This window comes from Acinetobacter calcoaceticus ANC 3811, from assembly GCF_000399665.1.
Taxonomy (GTDB): Bacteria; Pseudomonadota; Gammaproteobacteria; order Pseudomonadales; family Moraxellaceae; genus Acinetobacter; species Acinetobacter calcoaceticus_B.
Genome location: NZ_KB976986.1, coordinates 2,936,207 through 2,954,304, shown reverse-complemented (window position 1 = coordinate 2,954,304; position 18,098 = coordinate 2,936,207). Strand labels below are relative to the sequence as shown.

Sequence of the window (18,098 nt, the reverse complement as noted above, 5' to 3'; positions counted from 1 at the left end):
CGAACATGTGTTCACTCAAATAAATAGCCAGATACAAAAGAGGAACGTATGAACGCAACACTTAGTTATCAGCCACATTTGGTTCGAGAAGATTTCGTTGATTTTGTTTTGCAGAAAATTAACGTGACTTGGGCTTGGAAACGCGTACTTGCAGAAGTTATCGCAGTTCAGTCTCTACATACCGATATGGTGCTTATCAAGCTTAAACCGAATCGTAATTTTAATTTCGATCAGGTACGTGCTGGGCAAAGTATTTTATTAACGCTCCTTATAGATGGAGTTTACCAACAGCGCAGTTATTCAATTATTGAAGTAACTCCTCAAGGTGAAATCTCTTTAGGTATTAAAGTACAAGGCTTGGTGTCTAGTGCAGCTCAACGATTACATGTCGGAGAGTGCATTGAGATTTCACAGCCACAAGGTGATTTTACTTTGCACCAAGGCCAACAACCTGCGATTTTAATTGCGTCAGGTAGTGGTATTACTGCAATTTATTCACTTTTGCAGCAAGCTTTGAAACAACAGCTTGAACAGATTCATGTCATTTATTTTAATCGTGCTGAAATTTTTCATGCTGAATTAAAAGCTTTGGCAGAAAAGCATCCAGAACTTCAATATCATTTTTTTAATACCGCTGAGCAAAAGCAGCATTTAACTGAAGACCTATTGCAAAAGTTGGTTCCTGATTACGCGCAGACTGCAACGTATGTGTGTGGACACCACGGCATGATGCAACAGGCAAATGAAATTTATGCGCAGCAAAGTGCTCAGTCGCAGCTTCATCAAGAGTTTTTCATGCCTGTTCAAATCGAACAGTCTAATGAAGCACAACCCATCGTATTTCGTCGTTCACAACAAAACTTTCTTGCCACCACAACGTTATTAAGCAGTGCAGAGCAAGCTGGCTTACGTCCACAGCATGGTTGTCGTATGGGTGTATGCAACCAATGTACGTGTACTAAAGTCAGTGGTGTCACCCAGAATATATTAACAGGTGAAATTGACGATCAACCCAATCGTGCAATTAAGTTATGTGTGAACCAGGCATTAAGCCCAGTCACGATTGATCTATAAAAACAAGCATAAAAGAGATTTGAGGATACCATTATGAATATGGCAGTAGAACTTAAAGCAACATCAAAATCGGCACATTTAACCCCAGAGCAAACAGAAGCTTTTGGTCGCCGTATTGAAGAAATTCGTCTTGACGTGATGAAAGATCTCGGTGAACAAGATTCAAAATATATTTATAAAGTACGTAATTTTGTACGCTACACCGAAATTGCATCACGTGGCATGTTGATGTTTGGTGGTTGGATTCCACCAGTATGGTTGTTGGGTACGGCTATGCTCGGCGTGTCTAAAATCGTTGAAAACATGGAACTTGGTCATAATGTGATGCATGGTCAGTTTGACTGGTTAAATGACCCGACGCTTAACGGCGCAACCTATGACTGGGATACGGTGTGTACTGGTGAAGACTGGAAATATACCCATAACTATAAGCATCATACCTATACCAATGTGTTTGGCATGGATCATGATATTAGCGGCTATGGTGTGATGCGCATGAGCCGTGAGCAAAAGTGGGAACCCCGTTTTTTATTCAACGTGCCAATGGGTTTTGTATTGTCAACGGGTTTTGAATGGCTACTGGCTTTGCAACGTCTCGAGATGGAAAAAGTGTTGTTTGATGGCACTAAAACTTGGAAAGAAGTGTATGTAGAATCTAAAAATCTACGTAAAAAAATGGTACGTCAATTTGGTAAAGATTATGTGCTGTTCCCACTCATTGCAGGACCAATGTTCTTGCCAGTATTGGCTGGTAACTTTTTTGCTAACTTGATTCGTAACTACTGGGCATCGACCGTGATTTATTGTGGTCATTTCACAGAAGACTCTGAAATTATCACTGATAATATTGATAATGAAACCAAAGCAGAGTGGTACTTGCGTCAGATTCGTGGTTCAGCAAACTTTACTGGCGGTAAAATTATGCATTTCTTGAGTGGTAACTTGAGTCATCAAATCGAACATCACTTGTTTCCTGAGGTGCCTGCTAACCGCTATCAAGAGATGGCACCTAAAGTACGTGAAGTTTGTGCAGAGTTTGGTCAACAGTACAATACCGCACCCTTTGGATCTCAGATTGTGAGTGTGTATAAACGTCTGGCTGTTCACTCTTTGCCTGACAATGTGGTTGATCGTTTGGTGGCGACCAAGCGAACCTTTGTTGAGGCAGTGAAAGGCATGTTTGGCAAAGCTGCTTAATAAAGATAGAGCATTGTTTGAGTCATCAAGCGATGCTCTTTACCAATAAGTAAAAGGGAAAGTACGTGTAATTGAGATATACTACGGTGCAATTATATTTGTGCCATTGTTTTAAGGAATCATTATGCGTATTGACCAAAGAGCATTAGACCAGTTACGTGAAGTAAAAATCACACGTAACTATACCCGTTACGCAGAAGGTTCAGTTCTGGTTGAGTTTGGTCATACCAAAGTATTGTGTACTGCAAGTATCGATAATTCGGTTCCACGATTTTTAAAAGGAAAAGGACAGGGCTGGGTTACTGCTGAATATGGCATGTTACCGCGCTCAACTCATACCCGTAGTGACCGTGAAGCAGCTCGTGGTAAACAGTCGGGCCGTACACAGGAAATCCAACGTCTGATTGGTCGTAGCTTACGTGCCATGGTGGATTTGAAAAAATTGGGTGAGAACACGATTACAGTTGACTGTGATGTGATTCAAGCCGATGGCGGGACACGAACAGCAGCCATCACTGGTGCAGCTGTTGCTTTGGTTGATGCGATGAATGTATTGCTCAGCAACAAAAAAATTAAACAAGATCCACTAAAAAGTTTAGTGGCAGCAATCTCTGTTGGTATTTATCAAGACGAAGTATTACTTGATCTGTGCTATGAAGAAGATTCAAACTGTCAAACTGACTTAAACGTGGTGATGACACAAGCTGGCGAATTTATTGAAATTCAAGGTACAGCTGAAGATAAACCATTTACTCGTGCACAAAGCAATGACATGTTAGAAATGGCTGAAAAGGGAATTGCCGAGCTGATTAAAAAGCAACAAGAAGCTCTAGGCTGGTAATTTTACGCTGTCTAAAAAACGCATTTTCGGATGCGTTTTTTTATGCCTTCATCAAATCGACATAAAAACATCACTTGGCTGTCACTTTTTCACTTTATTAGTAGTTCGCATTTAAACCGTTTGGAAAAAACCAATGCGAAAACTTTCACTTCTATTAATTACTTCTTTAGCACTCATGCTCAGTGCTTGTAACGGTGATAACGACTCAGATAATTCATCGCCAACAACACCGCCAACCAGTAATTGCAAAATGCACTGTGCACCATAATAAGAACTTAGGATAGAACTAATGAATCGTCGCGAATTTCTTTTAAATTCTACAAAAACCATGTTTGGAACAGCTGCTTTGGCGAGTTTCCCGCTGAGTATTCAAAAAGCCCTTGCAATCGATGCTAAGGTTGAAAATGGGACTATTCAAGATGTTAAACACATCGTGATTTTGACTCAGGAAAACCGCTCATTCGATAATTATTTCGGAACACTAAAAGGCGTGCGTGGTTTCGGTGACCGCTTTACTATTCCAATGACAGAAAGTCGAAAGGTTTGGGAGCAATACGATGCTAAGAAAAATAAAGTATTGCCGTACCATCTCGACAGTCGTTTAGGGAATGCTCAGCGTGTTTCAGGAACTCCTCACTCATGGTCTGATGGTCAAGCAGCTTGGGACAATGGTCGCATGAGCGACTGGGTGGCTTATAAAAAACCGCAGTCGATGGGCTACTACAAAAAACAAGAAGTCGAATATCAGTTTGCCTTAGCCAATGCTTTTACGATTTGTGATGCTTACCACTGTGCCATGCATGCAGGGACTAACCCGAACCGTAAATTTATCTGGACGGGAACCAATGGCCCTACAGGTGCAGGTGTGGCTAGTGTAGTAAATGAATTTGATGGGATTGGGCCATCAACAGAAGGTTATGAATGGACGACTTATCCTGAGCGTTTACAACAGGCGGGCGTGACATGGAAAGTTTATCAAAACATGCCGGATAACTTCACCGATAACCCACTTGCAGGCTTTAAACAATATCGCCGTGCAAACGAACAATCTGGTCAACCTGTCAGTAACGACACGCCGACATGCCCTGCATACGATGAAAAAATCGATGCAACACAGCCGCTTTATAAGGGTATTGCTAACACAATGCCGGATGGTGGTTTTTTAGGAACCTTTAAAGCTGATATTGCACAAGGTAAATTGCCGCAAGTGAGTTGGTTAGTCGCTCCTGCGACCTATAGCGAACACCCAGGACCATCTAGTCCTGTACAAGGTGCTTGGTATATGCAGGAAGTATTAAATGCATTAACTAAAAATCCTGATCTGTGGAGCCAAACCGTTTTATTGGTGAATTTTGATGAGAATGATGGTTTCTTTGACCATATTCCTTCACCAAGTGCGCCGTCTAAAGATATCAAAGGCGTTGTATATGGAAAAACGACATTAAGTGATCAGCAAGTATCTTATGAATACTTTAACCATCCAGCAGTAGCGACTTCAAAGTCTCAACCCCCAACAGATGGGCGAGTGTATGGGCCGGGTGTACGCGTTCCAATGTATGTGATTTCTCCGTGGAGCCGTGGTGGCTGGGTGAATTCACAAGTCTTTGACCATACCTCTATTTTACAGTTCTTAGAAAAGCGTTTTGGTGTGCAAGAACCGAATATCAGCCCATACCGCCGTGCTGTGTGTGGTGATTTAATGACAGCTTTTGATTTTAAAACACCGAACCTCTTGCCTGTAAATGAGTTAGTAGGTAAGAAAACAAAAGCTGAAGCCGATGCGATTCGTGTTGCTCAAGCTTTATTACCACAAGTTCCTGTTCCGAGTCAGCAACAATTTCCTCAGCAGGAAATGGGAATTAGACCATCGCGTGCTTTACCTTATATTTTGCACACCAGTGCCAAAGTTGATGCAGCACAAAAGACTGTAAAGCTGATGTTCTCAAATACGGGTAAACAAGCAGCTGTTTTTCATGTGTATAACCGATTAGATCTTACAGTAGCTCCTCGTCGTTATATGGTTGAGATGGGTAAACAGCTTGATGATGTGTGGAATGTTATAAATGGACAGTACGATTTATGGGTACTCGGTCCAAATGGTTTTCACCGTGCATTTAAAGGAGATTTGAGCCAAACGAACCAGACTCAAGCATTGCCAGAAATTAGAGTTTGTGTGGAAGAGTGTGATGCGAATTTGTATTTAAAAGTGCGTCACGATGGTAATAAGTCAGTCAAGCTCACAATCAAAGCAAATGCTTATCTTGCAAACAAGACATGGACTATAGAAACAAATAGTTCTGAAAAAGAACTAGTTTGGGATATGTCTGAATTTGGTGGTTGGTATGACTTCACTGTGACCTTAACTGATGATTCGACGTTTAGCCGCCGTTTTGCGGGTCGTATAGAAACCCAAGAAGATTCAATTTCTGATCCGTATATGGGTTATGTTGAGTCTTAAGTTGCTGTAATGGATGAATGATTAAGCTAAAGTCTTAGGTTAATCATTATTTTAAATTAGCTATCACGACGGCGTCTTATCGTTTATTCATCTAGTGGAAGTAGCTAATTTGTTACTTTGGTTTCGCCCAAAGTAAGGTACGTAATAAAGATTAATTAATCTTTATTACGTACCGAAGGGCAACGGCAGGCTTAATAACATTCTTGCGCTGCGACAAAGCTATAATCGCTTTGTCTTGCTCAGGTTGTAGATGACATCTAGCACAAGTTAAATTTAGGAAATATAACTAAAGGATGGCACATGTGACTGTCATAAATATTAGGTTTAACCATTCTATAAAATTTTAAATGTCACATTCTGCTCTATAGATGAATAATAAAAATAAAGACTTACCTTTTGTAACAGAATCTCCTAAGCCTCGTCATATTTATCTTTTACTTTGGAACCCTGAATTTTTTAAAGTAATGGGGAAAATTTATGCTACAAGGTTTTATTGTATTATTAGCAGTAGTTACATTTGTTTTAATGGCTGCCGACCCACGAGATAGTGGGGCACAAGCGACTCAGTCAGCATGGCAAAAAACACAAGCAGCAGACATGACCAAGTCGCAAAAAAATACGAATAACGACGCAGATTTTATTTAAGCATTAAAACGCATTGATAAATCAACAGCTCTAACGTCTTTAGTCAGCACGCCCATAGAAATGTAGTCAACACCAGTAGTGGCAACTTCGCGTAAGTTTTCAATGGTGATATTGCCAGAAGCTTCGAGTTTACAACGGCCTGCAACATGTTTTACGGCATCAATCATTTGTTGTTGACTGAAGTTGTCGAGCATAACAATGTCTGCACCAGCTTCAAGCGCTTGATTTAGCTCATCCCAAGTTTCAACTTCGACTTCAACAGGTTTACCCGGTGCAATTTGATGTGCTTTTTCAATTGCCTGAGCAATACCACCCGCCGCCATAATGTGATTTTCTTTAATTAAGAACGCATCAAATAAACCGAGACGATGGTTCTGTCCGCCACCAATAGCCACAGCATATTTCTGTGCAATACGTAAGCCTGGTAAGGTTTTACGCGTATCGAGAAGTTTTGTATTTAAACCTTCAAGATGTTGAACATATTCAGCAGTTTTTGTTGCAACAGCAGACAAAGTTTGAATAAAGTTTAAAGCAGGGCGCTCTACAGTAAGTAAGCTACGTGCAGAGCCTGCAAGTTTTAAAAAGGCTTCATTTGCGGCAACACGGTCACCTTCTTGTTTTAACCAAGTTACCTGTACAGTATTGTCATAAGCTGAGATGAGTGCATTTACCCAAGGTTGGCCAGCTAAAACCATATCTTCACGGCTAATGATGGTTGCAGTTGCCTGCTCATCTTCAGGGGTGAGCATAGCGGTAATGTCACCGTCCCCAATATCTTCTTGTAATGCTTGTTGAATATTGATTTGAATTGATTGTTCAAGCAAAGACTGAGGTATGCTCATACGGTTTCCATTTTGTAGATGACCCTAAAACTTGCGATATATTAGCACCGTCGACTTTAAAAATAAGCTGTTTTATGAGATTAATCGTGATAAACAATCGCATTTACTAGTTTGAAAAGTAGATAACTGCTTTAAACTAAAACAATGGGCAAGCAATTTATTGGCATCTCAATGAAGCAAATCAAACCGTATGAAGTTATAGATGGACAATTAAAAGGGGCGAGACAAATCCCTTCTCCAAATTTTAACCAGCGTCCGACTGGTACCGAAATTCAAATGATTGTGGTTCATAATATTAGCTTGCCGCCGTCTCAATTTGGAGGCGGGTATATTGAGCAATTTTTTCAAAATAAGTTGGATTGGTCAGTTCATCCTTATTTCCAGACCATTGAAGGCATGCAAGTTTCTACGCATTTGCTGATTTTACGTAGTGGGGAAGTCCTGCAGTTTGTTAATTTTAACGAAAGAGCTTGGCATGCAGGACGTTCGAGCTATTTAGCCAAAGTAGAATGCAATGATTATTCAATTGGTATCGAGCTTGAAGGAAGTGATGATTTACTATTTGACGAAGTACAATACGAAGTATTAACCGATGTGGTTAAGGCTATTCGTCAGGCTTATCCCGAAATTAAAAACCATATTGCAGGGCATTCAGACGTTGCGCCTGGCCGAAAAACTGATCCGGGACCTTATTTTAAATGGCAGTATTTTAGACAATTGTTGGCTCAGAAAAAAAGTTGAGTTCATTCATCATTTCACAACGAAAAGATTTTCTAGTTTCATTACAATAGCGTCTTTCGAATATAGCTGTAGGTGAGTACGATGGCATTGTGGCGATCGACTTTTATTGTCAGTGCAATGACGATGTTGTCACGAGTGTTAGGTTTAGTGCGTGATGTCGTATTGCTCAACGTGTTTGGTGCGGGTAAAGATTTTGATACCTTCGTCGTCGCTTTTCGTATTCCCAATTTCTTTCGACGATTATTTGCCGAAGGTGCCTTTTCTCAGGCCTTTATTCCAGTATTAACTGAATATAAAACAGGCCGGGCACACGCTGAAGTGCAGATCTTGATTAGTCGGGTATTTGGTTGTTTGTTAACAGTCATGACCCTACTGACTTTTGTGGCTATGGTTTTGGCACCTGCAATCATTTATATGTATGCACCGGGTTTCCATAGCGATCCTGAAAAGTTCGATTTAGCAGTCAGCATGTTCCGTCTGACCATCCCTTATTTATTATTTATGTCACTCACTGCCTTCGCTAGCAGTATTTTAAATAGTTATGGTTCATTTGCTTCACCAGCTTTTTCACCAGTATTGCTGAATGTCGCGATGATCGCAGGTGCATGGTGGCTTACGCCGTATATGGCTGAACCAATCAAAGCATTAGGCTGGTCAGTGGTAGTAGCAGGAGTGTTGCAGTTAGCTTTGCAGATTCCTGAATTATGGCGTAAAAACTTGCTGATCCCACCTAAAGTTGATTTTAAACACGAAGGTGTAGAGCGTATTTTAAAATTAATGCTTCCAGCATTATTTGGGGTATCTGTTACCCAGATTAACCTATTATTAAATACGATTTGGGCTTCTTTCATGCAAGATGGTTCAGTGTCTTGGCTCTATAGTGCAGAGCGCATGACTGAGTTGCCGTTAGGTTTAATTGGCGTTGCAATTGGTACAGTGATTTTACCTTCACTTTCTGCCCGTCATGCAGAACAAGATCAAGCAAAGTTCCGCGGTATGATCGACTGGGCTGCAAAAATTATTGTATTAGTTGGCTTACCAGCAAGTATTGCCTTATTTATGCTTTCTACTCCAATTATTCAGGCATTATTCCAGCGTGGCGAGTTTGACCTACGTGATACACAAATGACAGCGCTTGCACTGCAATGTATGAGTGCGGGTGTGATTTCGTTTATGTTGATTAAAGTCTTTGCACCTGGCTTCTATGCACAGCAAGATACTAAAACCCCTGTACGTGTCGGTTTAATGTCGGTCGCAGCCAATGCTATTTTGAACGTTATATTTATTGGTTTCTTTAAGCTGATTGATTGGCATGCAGAGCATATGGCACTTGCATTGGCATCTTCTGGCTCGGCTTTAGTAAATGCGGGTCTACTCTACTTCTATTTACATAAACGTAATATTTTCCGATTTGATTCGCATTGGAAAAAATTAGGGCTTCAATATGGTTTGGCAAATCTTACCATGATTGCAGCGCTCTGGTTTGCGTTAAATTGGTATAACGGTGAGCTTTCACAGTGGTTACGCATTGCCGAAGTGGTTGGATTGTGTGTAGTGGGCGTAGTCGCTTATCTGGTGGCTCTAGTTGTTACAGGTTTTCGTCCTAGAGACTTAAAACACTAAAAAATAAAAAAGCGATCTTAAATGATCGCTTTTTTATATCTCATGAATTTATTTTGGTAAAACTTGCAATAATTCAATATCAAAAATTAAAGTACTATTTGGACCAATCGTGTCACCAGCCCCGACTTCGCCATAAGCAAGATTCGCAGGTATAAAGAAACGGGTTTTTCCGCCTTCTTTCATGGTTTGTAGACCTTCTGTCCAGCCTGCAATGACTTGGCTGAGCTGAAACTCAACTGGATGATTACGAGCAATAGAACTATCAAATACAGTCCCGTCTAGTAAACGTCCTTCATAATTCACTTTAACGCGAGAGGTAGCTTTCGGTTTTTGTCCATTACCTTCTTTTAACACTTGGTATTGGAGACCAGATTTAGTCGTTATCACACCAGATTTTTTTGCATTGTCAGCAAGAAATGCCGCGCCTGCTTGAGCGTTTAGTTGACCTGTTTTTTGAAATTCGACGAGTTGTTTGGCTTCTAATGTTTTCTTATAGTCATTAATCGCTTTCGCCATTTCTTCATCAGTTAAGCGTGCTGTTTTACTTTGAGCGCCTTCTTGGAGACCTTGGTAAAAAATATCAAGATTCAGATCTGTTAGCGCATCCGTATTATTACGACCCATTAAATAGCCATAACTATAACTAAATTGTTCTTTTGCTGGACTTTTATTCGTTATAGGAGTTGCAGCAAAAACAGATAAACTCATTGTTGATGCTGCAATAATTAAACCGATTTTTTTCATGCCGTTTTCCAAAAAAAAGGAGAGTAGTGTTCTACTCTCCTGAATGTTTTTATTTCACTGAAATAAGTTCTACATCAAAAATCAGTGTACTGTTTGCTGGAATGCCAGGAACTTCCTGAGGACCATAGGCAAGATTTGATGGAATGAAGAAAGTCGCTTTACCGCCTTCTTTCATTAATTGAAGTCCCTCAGTCCAGCCTGGAATAACTTGATTAAGAGGGAACTCAACTGGCTGACCGCGTTTATAAGAACTATCAAAAACCTGACCGTTAATTAAACGACCTTCATAATGTACTTTAACAACTGATTGGGCTGTTGGCTGTTTGCCAGCACCTTCTTTAGTAATGATATATTGCAAACCAGAAGCTGTTGTTTTTACACCAGCTTTTGTTTTATTTTCGGCAAGGAACTGCGCATCTGCAGATTCAGAAGTAGCACCAGCAGCTTGTTCCGGTTTATTTTGTTGCTGCATTTTTTGCTGCAATTCTTTTTCATAAGCGGTTACAGCAGCTTTTAACTCTTCTTGAGTATAAGCACTTGGCTGCTTACTACGAGCATCATGAATACCTTTCACAAATGCTTTTGTATCTAGTTCAGGTGGAGTTTGCTGAGCAACTTCATACCCAAGAACATAACTGATTTTTTCAATTGGAGAGGCATTTTTATTTGCCTTGCTTCCGACTTCTGTGGTCGGATGTTGGCTTGCATAATATACTGGTACAAGTGCAGCACCGCCTAAAACTACAGCGACAGCAATGGGTAAGGCTTTACTCATAAAAAGTTCCAAAAATAATCATTTGAGTCTAAAAGGCTGCTTTTGATCTTAGCATGCTTAAGCATAGAATGTTTAAGAAAAAAAACGAGTGGTTTTTTATATATTTTAGTTAGTTTTAGTAGGGATATACTTAAAAAATCTTAAATAAAAAACCGGATCATTTGATCCGGTTTTTTTTTATCACTTTACACTTAATCTTCTTTTTGTGCTTTATAAGCATAGGCGTAGTTATAGCCGTAACCATAACCAGCACTAGCACGTTGAATGTCATTGAGAATAAAGCCGTTGACTTTAACACCCGCTTGTTCAAAGCGATTAAGTGTTAATTCAAGCTCTTTCATTTGTGACTTAGCATAACGAGCAACAATTAAGTTCACACCAGTGTATTGCGAAATAATAATACCATCAGTTACTGCCAACACTGGTGGAGTATCAATAATGATGTGGTCATATTGACTTTGTAGCTGTTCAAGTAACTCTTTAAATTGATTAGAGCTTAAAATTTCTGAAGGATTTGATGGGCTCTTACCACGAGTAATGATATCGAGGTTAGCCACTTGAGTTTTGTGCAATACTTTTTGTAGGTCAGCTTGACCACTCAATAACTCAGAAAGGCCTGGCTTGACATCAATATCAAAGTATTTGTGCATATAACCACGGCGCATATCTGCATCGATAAGCAAGATTCGTTTATCTCCTTGCGCAAAAATTGTTGCAAGGTTGGTCGAAATAAATGATTTACCCACTTCTGGAGAAGGGCCCGCAATCATAATAATATTATTTTTTGCATTTGCTAATGCAAAGTGAATCGCAGTACGGATACTCCGTAAGCTCTCGATTGCAATATCATCACTATTTTTAACAGCAAGAATAGGAATACTTTTCTTCTTCTTTAAAATCTTAACACGACTTTCTTGAATTGGGGAGCGTGGTACTGTCGCATATACAGGTAAATCTAATTCATTTTCAATTTGGCCAGAATCCTTAATCCCTGTACGTAGCATATTACGTAATAAGGCAATTAAAGTACCAATAAAACCGCCTAAGAAAATAGATAAAATTAAAATTTGTAATTTTTTAGGTTTAATTGGCTCGACAGGTTCAACAGCAGTATCAACAATACGTACATTACCAATTTCACCTGCTTTTGCAATTCGAAGCTGCTGGTAAGAGTTTAATAAAGCTGTATAAAGCTGAGTCTTTACTTCAACTTCACGGTACAATTGCAAATATTGACGTTGTACATCTGGTAGTTGTTTTAATGTGCTATTTAACTCACCGATTTGTTTATTAATGGCACTCAGCTGTCCATTAATTTCGCGCATTGCTGGATGTTCAGCAGTATATTTTGCAGCCATTTCAGCTTGTTTTTGTTCAAGTTCAGCTTTTTTAGTTTCTAAAGTAATACTCTGAGTTAAATATAGTTCGGACTCTTTATTCACATCAACAGTGTTATATTGCTGACGGAATTTGTTAAATTGACGTTCAGCATCATCAAGTTGCTTTTTTAGATCTGGTAATTGTTCATCCAAAAACTTTAAGGTTTGAGCAGACTCTGCAGAGCGACGTTCAATATTTTGTGCACTATAAGTTGCTAAAATTGCATTTAAAACTTTAGTAATATGCTCTTTGTCTTGTCCTTGGTAGGTTAAGCCTAAAACTCCTGTAAGCTTCCCTTGTTCTGCAACGGAGTAATTTGAACTTATTGCATTCACTGCAGCAGGTAAAGATAAGTTCCTGATATTATAAGTTGTATCAAACTGATCTTTTGTGAAGATTGCAATTTTCCAAGAACCATACGGCCCTGCAACTTGGTTTAACTGATTCAAAGGGACATTTAATACTACTTCTTCAGTTGTTGGGTCAGTTAAACGTAAAGATTGTTTATCAAAGTTAAGATGTAAGGTTTTATCCAGATAATACGCTGGAATTTCTAGTGTACGAATTTCAAAACTTTTGAGACCATCCTTAAAGATGACTGATTTTTTATTATATTCAGTTTTATATTCAGTATCGCTTAATAAGCGATGGCTAAAAGTATTCTCTGTACTAGAAATCTGTATATTTAGATGTAATTCTTTAATGACAGAACCTAAAACTAAACGAGACTGTAAAATTTCGATTTCAGCTTGAGCTGGTGACTTTTGTTCCATCATGTTAGATAGATCACCCAATAATGCTGCAGATGCACCTTTACTGTCTTCTACTTGAACTAGTGCATCAACAGAGTAAGTATTAGGGGTGATACGTAAGTAGAGTAGAGCACATACAAGACTTAAAATAACGCATAGAGCGATAAGCTTCCACTGCGCAATGAGTGAAAAAAACAATTCTTTTAAATCAATTGTATCTTCGGTATTCGTATTTTGGTTCATAAGCTTAAAATCTTGGCGTTAAATATAAGGTTTCCAGTCAGCAATACATTGTTGAATGAGCTGACAGGTTTCATCAAAAATAGCTTGGTCGTGCTGGTAGGGATCAGGCACATTTCTATTCTGCCAATGACCCAAGCGATAAGTTTTACCTTTTGCAAAGGGCCAAGTTTGCTCAATATGTTTTTGCTGGTTTTGACTCATGACCAAAATAAGGTCAGCTTTTTTAATATGTTCAGCATTTAACTTTCTTGCAATATGAGGCTGCATATCAATCCCCCAACGTTGCATACAAAGTTGAGCTTTATTGTCTGCTTGATGACCTACAAGTCCTGAAATGCCAGCAGATTCAATATTTAATGCGGGGTATTGTTGTTTTAAGAAATATTCTGCCATAGGGCTGCGGCAGATATTTCCAATACAGACCACTAAAATGTTTTTAAATTGCATAATAATTATTGCCCCAAACGGTCTATGTTATATAAAGCATTTGAGAAAGGAATAATCTGGTTAACCACACGTTGCCAGCGAGTCAAGCCAGTCGCATCTACATAGACAATATCATTACTACGTAATTTAAATTGATTGGCTAAGCCAAAGTCACCAATGCTCATTAAGTTTAAATGATAAATTTCTGTTGTATGGTCATTAGGGTTGGTACGTACTACATAAATGCGGCTTGCACTCGCCGAAATTGGGTTAATTCCTAAGCTTTCACCCAATGCGTCGGTTAAAGTCATGCCTTGATCACGCATTGCTAAGGCTTGGTTTTTACCTGACTCACCCATGATATAAATTTTCTGGTTTTCGCGTGTACTCACATAAATCGTGTCATTGGGTTGAACTAGTAGTTTATGTAATGAATAACCCGCCTTTTCTAAATCGATTGTATTTAAATTATAGGTTCGACTATTACGAATAAGCTGAATGTAAGTATTATCGCCTCTATCACTCACACCACCAGCAAGTCCTAAAGCTGTATATACACTCACAGGCTGATCACTTAAATAAAACTGTCCGCCTTTTATTACACTGCCTTGTACCGAAAAACGCTGACCTTCATAGGATAATACACGAACCGTAACATCCGGATTTTTTAAGAAACGGGCTAAATGACTACGTAACTCACGGTTAACTTGAGCCAAAGTTTTACCAGAAGCCTTGTAGCGACCTACTAACGGGAATTGAATGTAACCACTCTGGTCAATTGGATAACCATTTGCCTGAACAGATTGTTCATTATTAACGTTGTTTACAGGAGGCGTAATTTCAGGGTAAGCCCAAAGCTGAATTGAGAGCACATCTCCTGGGCTTAAGCGGTAAATCGGTTGCTGATTTTTAAAGAGGGCTGCATAGTCACGTTGATAGTCAACCTGAGCTGGTTGTATTGCTGGTAGTGTTTCTTGAGAAATTTTTACAACATTAACGGTAGTTCCTAGGTCGGTTCTATAAACGCCCTCATTTGGAATATCGTAAGTTTGTAAACCGGAAGTAACTGCACAGCTAGCAGCACTTAAACTTAAAGCAAGAACAGAAAAAAACTGACAATACTTCACAAGAAACCCTTTGTCTATTTATCTTTAATTGATACTGTCTGTATCGTTAATCGTATAGCATTAAATGCTTATGTTAGACACAGATGGTCCGATTCTAGCTGAAAAAAAAATAAAAAACATAGAAAAAGAGTAGAGCTTTGTATGTTTAATTTATATCAACACACTTTACCATGTTATTAGTTAACTTCTACTGAACTGGAAATTAGATGGAAAGAATAAGTTAGATTATCTAAAAAGAACCTAAGATCTGTAAACACTTTTATACAATTGAATTACGGTTAATAAAAAAAAACTGATATAGTTACGCACGACTATATTTGGTCAATATGTATCATTATTTAATATATACAATTTGTAAGGAATAAGGCTAACTTTTATGCAACTTGCCGATTTAAGAATAGCGATTATAGGTTTAGGTTATGTAGGCTTGCCATTGGCGGTTGAGTTTGGGAAAAAAGGGCCGGTAATTGGATTTGATATTAATCAAAAACGTATTGATGAATTGAAAAGTGGCCAAGACCATACTCTAGAAGTTACACCTGAAGAGTTGCAACAATCACAAAACTTAAGTTTTAGTGCAAATTTAGATGATTTAGAACAAAGTAATTTTTTTATTGTAACTGTTCCAACTCCTGTTGATCAGGTCAATCGACCAGATTTAACCCCCTTAAAAAAAGCGAGTGAAACTGTAGGACAAGCTTTAAAGAAAGGCGATATCGTTGTATATGAATCTACGGTATACCCAGGTGCGACTGAAGAAGTATGTATTCCTATTTTAGAAAAAATCTCTGGCCTAAAATTTAACGAAGATTTTTTTGCAGGTTATAGTCCTGAACGTATTAACCCAGGCGATAAAATTAATACATTAACTAAAATTAAAAAGATTACCAGTGGTAGTACTCCTGAAGTGGCAAATACTGTAGATGCAGTGTATGCAAGCATTATTACTGCGGGAACTCATAAAGCTTCTAGCATTAAAGTTGCAGAGGCTGCTAAAGTTATTGAGAACACGCAACGTGATTTAAATATTGCTTTAGTAAATGAGCTCTCTGTTATTTTTGATCGAATTGGTATTGATACTTTAGACGTTTTGGAAGCCGCTGGTAGTAAATGGAACTTCTTACCGTTCCGTCCAGGTTTAGTAGGTGGGCACTGTATTGGTGTTGATCCATATTATTTGACTCATAAAGCAGAAGAAGTTGGCTATCATCCACAAGTGATTCTTGCTGGTCGTCGTATCAACGATAATATGGCACGTTATGTTGCTCGTAACACGATTAAGCTAATGCTTCAAAATGGTATTGACGTGCCTCGTGCGAAAGTTGGTGTACTCGGAGTAACTTTTAAAGAAAATTGTCCTGATATTCGTAATAGTAAAGTAGCAGATCTCATTAAAGAGTTAGAGTTCTGGGGAGCGCAGGTTGTAGTGGCAGACCCATGGGCGGATGCGGATGAAGTTAGACATGAATATGGCATAGAGCTTGGAAGAGTTGATGCTCAAAACCTTGTAGATAGCGTCATTGTTGCGGTAGGTCACAATGAGTTTCGATCACTTTCAGCAAGCGAATTACACAGTTATATGAAGGGTGAAAAACCTGTGTTAGCTGATGTTAAAAGTCTTTTTGACCGCACTGAAATGTCAGATGCTGGCTTTACTGTATTCCGTCTCTAATTTTATCTTATTATTAAATTGAAGTTTAAAACATGAAGAAATTTGCTCTTATTGGTGCAGCTGGATATATCGCACCACGTCATTTAAAAGCTATTAAAGAAACAGGTAATACTTTAGCTGTTGCCATGGATGTGAATGACTCGGTCGGTATTATGGATAGTCATTTCCCTGAAGCAGAATTTTTTACCGAGTTTGAAGAGTTTGAAGCCTATGTAGAGGATCAAAAGCTAAAAGGTGAAAAGCTAGACTACGTAGCGATTTGCTCACCAAACTATCTACACGCACCACATATGAAATATGCTTTGAAAAATGGCATTGAAGTCATTTGTGAAAAACCGTTGGTACTGAATTCAGAAGACTTAAACATGCTTTCTGAATATGAAAAAGAATACGGTGCCAAAGTAAACTCAATTTTACAATTACGTTTACATCCTTCAATTATTGCATTGCGTGATAAAGTCCAAGCTGCGCCAGCAGATAAAGTATTTGATGTGGACCTTACTTATTTAACTTCCCGTGGTAAATGGTATTTAAAATCATGGAAAGGGCTGGACCAAAAGTCAGGTGGGGTAGCAACGAATATCGGTGTGCATTTCTATGACATGTTGCACTTTATTTTTGGCAAAATTATTAAAAATGAAGTGCATTTCCGTGATGAAAAAACTGCTTCTGGTTATTTGGAATATGAGCGTGCACGTGTACGTTGGTTCTTGTCAATTGATGCGAATAACCTTCCAGAAAATGCGGTACAAGGTGAAAAACTGACCTATCGCAGTATTACTATTGAGAATGAAGAGCTTGAATTCTCAGGTGGTTTTACCGATTTGCATACACAGAGTTATCAACGTGTGTTGGAAGGTAAAGGTTACGGAGTTGAAGAAAACCGCGCAGCTATTGAAACGGTTGAAGTGATTCGTGTTTCTCCGATTGTTGAAAACCCAGAAAACCCACATCCACTATTGGCAAAGGTGAAAAAAGCATGAGCTTTTATCAACATGAAACTGCCATAGTTGATGATGGCGCACAAATTGGTGATGATTCGCGTGTTTGGCATTTTGTTCATGTCTGCGGCGGAGCCAAAATTGGTAAAGGCGTATCTTTAGGTCAAAATGTATTTGTTGGTAACCGAGTTGTGATTGGTGACCACTGTAAAGTCCAAAATAATGTATCTGTTTACGATAATGTATTTTTGGAAGAAGGCGTATTTTGTGGCCCAAGCATGGTCTTTACGAATGTGTATAACCCACGTTCTTTGATAGAGCGTAAAGATCAATATCGTGATACTTTCGTAAAAAAAGGTGCCACACTAGGCGCAAATTGTACGATTGTTTGTGGTGTTACTATCGGGGCGTATGCTTTTGTTGGTGCTGGTGCTGTAGTTAATAAAGATGTATCTGCTTATGCGCTAATGGTCGGTGTACCTGCTAAACAAATCGGCTGGATGAGTGAGTTTGGTGAGCAGCTTGACCTCCCTTTACAAGGCCAAGCTCAAGCTATCTGTTCTCATACAGGGGCAGTTTATAAACTAGATGGAACGACACTGACAAAGCAGGGTTAA

At 39.0% G+C, this 18,098-nt stretch carries 17 protein-coding genes; 11 read left to right on the top strand and 6 right to left on the bottom strand.

The window, feature by feature from the left end:
- The first annotated feature begins 48 nt into the window (after positions 1 to 48).
- The 6 genes from F935_RS15100 (at position 49) to F935_RS18610 (ending at position 6,215) form a co-directional block, all read left to right on the top strand.
- Entirely contained in the window at positions 49 to 1,074 is a 1,026-nt protein-coding gene (locus tag F935_RS15100) for a ferredoxin reductase (protein WP_016139681.1), read from the top strand.
- Between the two features lie 33 nt (positions 1,075 to 1,107).
- A complete protein-coding gene (locus tag F935_RS15095) occupies positions 1,108 to 2,271 on the top strand; it encodes a fatty acid desaturase family protein (protein ID WP_016139680.1) in 1,164 nt (387 codons plus the stop codon).
- A 124-nt stretch (positions 2,272 to 2,395) separates the two neighbouring features.
- Positions 2,396 to 3,112 carry a ribonuclease PH gene (rph, locus tag F935_RS15090; protein WP_016139679.1) on the top strand — a complete coding sequence of 239 codons (717 nt, stop codon included), beginning with the start codon at positions 2,396 to 2,398 and terminating at the stop codon, positions 3,110 to 3,112.
- A gap of 133 nt (positions 3,113 to 3,245) precedes the next feature.
- On the top strand, positions 3,246 to 3,380 hold the full coding sequence (locus F935_RS19150; RefSeq protein WP_265596961.1) for a hypothetical protein: 135 nt from the start codon (positions 3,246 to 3,248) through the stop codon (positions 3,378 to 3,380).
- Positions 3,381 to 3,401: 21 nt separating this feature from the next.
- Positions 3,402 to 5,570, top strand: a complete 2,169-nt coding sequence (locus F935_RS15085; protein ID WP_016139678.1) for a phosphocholine-specific phospholipase C — start codon at positions 3,402 to 3,404, stop codon at positions 5,568 to 5,570.
- A gap of 477 nt (positions 5,571 to 6,047) precedes the next feature.
- Positions 6,048 to 6,215: an ABZJ_00068 family colistin stress protein gene (locus F935_RS18610; protein ID WP_000938939.1), complete on the top strand. Its 168-nt coding sequence runs from the start codon at positions 6,048 to 6,050 to the stop codon at positions 6,213 to 6,215.
- Here the strand turns inward: F935_RS18610 and nadC are convergent.
- Positions 6,212 to 7,057, bottom strand: a complete 846-nt coding sequence (nadC, locus tag F935_RS15080; RefSeq protein WP_016139677.1) for a carboxylating nicotinate-nucleotide diphosphorylase — start codon at positions 7,055 to 7,057, stop codon at positions 6,212 to 6,214. The two genes, F935_RS18610 and nadC, sit on opposite strands and share 4 nt — an antisense overlap.
- A gap of 171 nt (positions 7,058 to 7,228) precedes the next feature.
- Here nadC and ampD point away from each other — a divergent pair, with 171 nt between their 5' ends.
- Together ampD and murJ are read left to right on the top strand one after the other, a co-directional pair.
- On the top strand, positions 7,229 to 7,798 hold the full coding sequence (gene ampD, locus F935_RS15075) for a 1,6-anhydro-N-acetylmuramyl-L-alanine amidase AmpD (RefSeq protein ID WP_035366550.1): 570 nt from the start codon (positions 7,229 to 7,231) through the stop codon (positions 7,796 to 7,798).
- A 72-nt stretch (positions 7,799 to 7,870) separates the two neighbouring features.
- The gene (gene murJ, locus F935_RS15070; RefSeq protein ID WP_171068117.1) at positions 7,871 to 9,421 is read left to right on the top strand and encodes a murein biosynthesis integral membrane protein MurJ; all 1,551 of its coding nucleotides are present in this window, start codon (positions 7,871 to 7,873) and stop codon (positions 9,419 to 9,421) included.
- 48 nt (positions 9,422 to 9,469) lie between these two features.
- Here murJ and F935_RS15065 read toward each other — a convergent pair whose 3' ends face one another.
- From F935_RS15065 to F935_RS15045, 5 genes are all read right to left on the bottom strand, one after another.
- Complete coding sequence (locus F935_RS15065; RefSeq protein WP_016139674.1) at positions 9,470 to 10,165, bottom strand: BamJ family beta-barrel-assembly machinery protein; 696 nt, start codon at positions 10,163 to 10,165, stop codon at positions 9,470 to 9,472.
- A 49-nt stretch (positions 10,166 to 10,214) separates the two neighbouring features.
- The gene (locus F935_RS15060) at positions 10,215 to 10,940 is read right to left on the bottom strand and encodes a BamJ family beta-barrel-assembly machinery protein (RefSeq protein ID WP_016139673.1); all 726 of its coding nucleotides are present in this window, start codon (positions 10,938 to 10,940) and stop codon (positions 10,215 to 10,217) included.
- A 191-nt stretch (positions 10,941 to 11,131) separates the two neighbouring features.
- Positions 11,132 to 13,315, bottom strand: a complete 2,184-nt coding sequence (locus tag F935_RS15055; RefSeq protein WP_016139672.1) for a polysaccharide biosynthesis tyrosine autokinase — start codon at positions 13,313 to 13,315, stop codon at positions 11,132 to 11,134.
- A gap of 18 nt (positions 13,316 to 13,333) precedes the next feature.
- Positions 13,334 to 13,762, bottom strand: a complete 429-nt coding sequence (locus F935_RS15050; RefSeq protein WP_016139671.1) for a low molecular weight protein-tyrosine-phosphatase — start codon at positions 13,760 to 13,762, stop codon at positions 13,334 to 13,336.
- Between the two features lie 5 nt (positions 13,763 to 13,767).
- Positions 13,768 to 14,868, bottom strand: coding sequence for a polysaccharide biosynthesis/export family protein (locus tag F935_RS15045; RefSeq protein WP_016139670.1), 1,101 nt, complete (start codon positions 14,866 to 14,868; stop codon positions 13,768 to 13,770).
- A 376-nt stretch (positions 14,869 to 15,244) separates the two neighbouring features.
- Here F935_RS15045 and tviB point away from each other — a divergent pair, with 376 nt between their 5' ends.
- The 3 genes from tviB to wbpD are packed head-to-tail and all read left to right on the top strand — an operon-like array spanning position 15,245 to position 18,098.
- A complete protein-coding gene (gene tviB, locus F935_RS15040; RefSeq protein ID WP_016139669.1) occupies positions 15,245 to 16,540 on the top strand; it encodes a Vi polysaccharide biosynthesis UDP-N-acetylglucosamine C-6 dehydrogenase TviB in 1,296 nt (431 codons plus the stop codon).
- A 32-nt stretch (positions 16,541 to 16,572) separates the two neighbouring features.
- Positions 16,573 to 17,523, top strand: coding sequence for a Gfo/Idh/MocA family protein (locus F935_RS15035; protein WP_016139668.1), 951 nt, complete (start codon positions 16,573 to 16,575; stop codon positions 17,521 to 17,523).
- Positions 17,520 to 18,098, top strand: a complete 579-nt coding sequence (gene wbpD / locus F935_RS15030) for a UDP-2-acetamido-3-amino-2,3-dideoxy-D-glucuronate N-acetyltransferase (protein WP_016139667.1) — start codon at positions 17,520 to 17,522, stop codon at positions 18,096 to 18,098. The genes F935_RS15035 and wbpD overlap by 4 nt, the downstream gene beginning before the upstream one ends.

What these genes read in the sequence shown, in the direction of transcription:
- rph (WP_016139679.1), top strand. Translation starts at nt 2,396, where the DNA reads ATGCGTATTGACCAAAGAGCATTAGACCAGTTACGTGAAGTAAAAATC.
- F935_RS15085 (WP_016139678.1), top strand. Translation starts at nt 3,402, where the DNA reads ATGAATCGTCGCGAATTTCTTTTAAATTCTACAAAAACCATGTTTGGA.
- F935_RS19150 (WP_265596961.1), top strand. Translation starts at nt 3,246, where the DNA reads ATGCGAAAACTTTCACTTCTATTAATTACTTCTTTAGCACTCATGCTC.
- F935_RS15055 (WP_016139672.1), bottom strand. Translation starts at nt 13,315, where the DNA reads ATGAACCAAAATACGAATACCGAAGATACAATTGATTTAAAAGAATTG.
- ampD (WP_035366550.1), top strand. Translation starts at nt 7,229, where the DNA reads ATGAAGCAAATCAAACCGTATGAAGTTATAGATGGACAATTAAAAGGG.
- F935_RS15095 (WP_016139680.1), top strand. Translation starts at nt 1,108, where the DNA reads ATGAATATGGCAGTAGAACTTAAAGCAACATCAAAATCGGCACATTTA.
- wbpD (WP_016139667.1), top strand. Translation starts at nt 17,520, where the DNA reads ATGAGCTTTTATCAACATGAAACTGCCATAGTTGATGATGGCGCACAA.
- F935_RS15100 (WP_016139681.1), top strand. Translation starts at nt 49, where the DNA reads ATGAACGCAACACTTAGTTATCAGCCACATTTGGTTCGAGAAGATTTC.
- nadC (WP_016139677.1), bottom strand. Translation starts at nt 7,057, where the DNA reads ATGAGCATACCTCAGTCTTTGCTTGAACAATCAATTCAAATCAATATT.
- tviB (WP_016139669.1), top strand. Translation starts at nt 15,245, where the DNA reads ATGCAACTTGCCGATTTAAGAATAGCGATTATAGGTTTAGGTTATGTA.
- F935_RS18610 (WP_000938939.1), top strand. Translation starts at nt 6,048, where the DNA reads ATGCTACAAGGTTTTATTGTATTATTAGCAGTAGTTACATTTGTTTTA.
- F935_RS15035 (WP_016139668.1), top strand. Translation starts at nt 16,573, where the DNA reads ATGAAGAAATTTGCTCTTATTGGTGCAGCTGGATATATCGCACCACGT.
- F935_RS15050 (WP_016139671.1), bottom strand. Translation starts at nt 13,762, where the DNA reads ATGCAATTTAAAAACATTTTAGTGGTCTGTATTGGAAATATCTGCCGC.
- F935_RS15060 (WP_016139673.1), bottom strand. Translation starts at nt 10,940, where the DNA reads ATGAGTAAAGCCTTACCCATTGCTGTCGCTGTAGTTTTAGGCGGTGCT.
- F935_RS15065 (WP_016139674.1), bottom strand. Translation starts at nt 10,165, where the DNA reads ATGAAAAAAATCGGTTTAATTATTGCAGCATCAACAATGAGTTTATCT.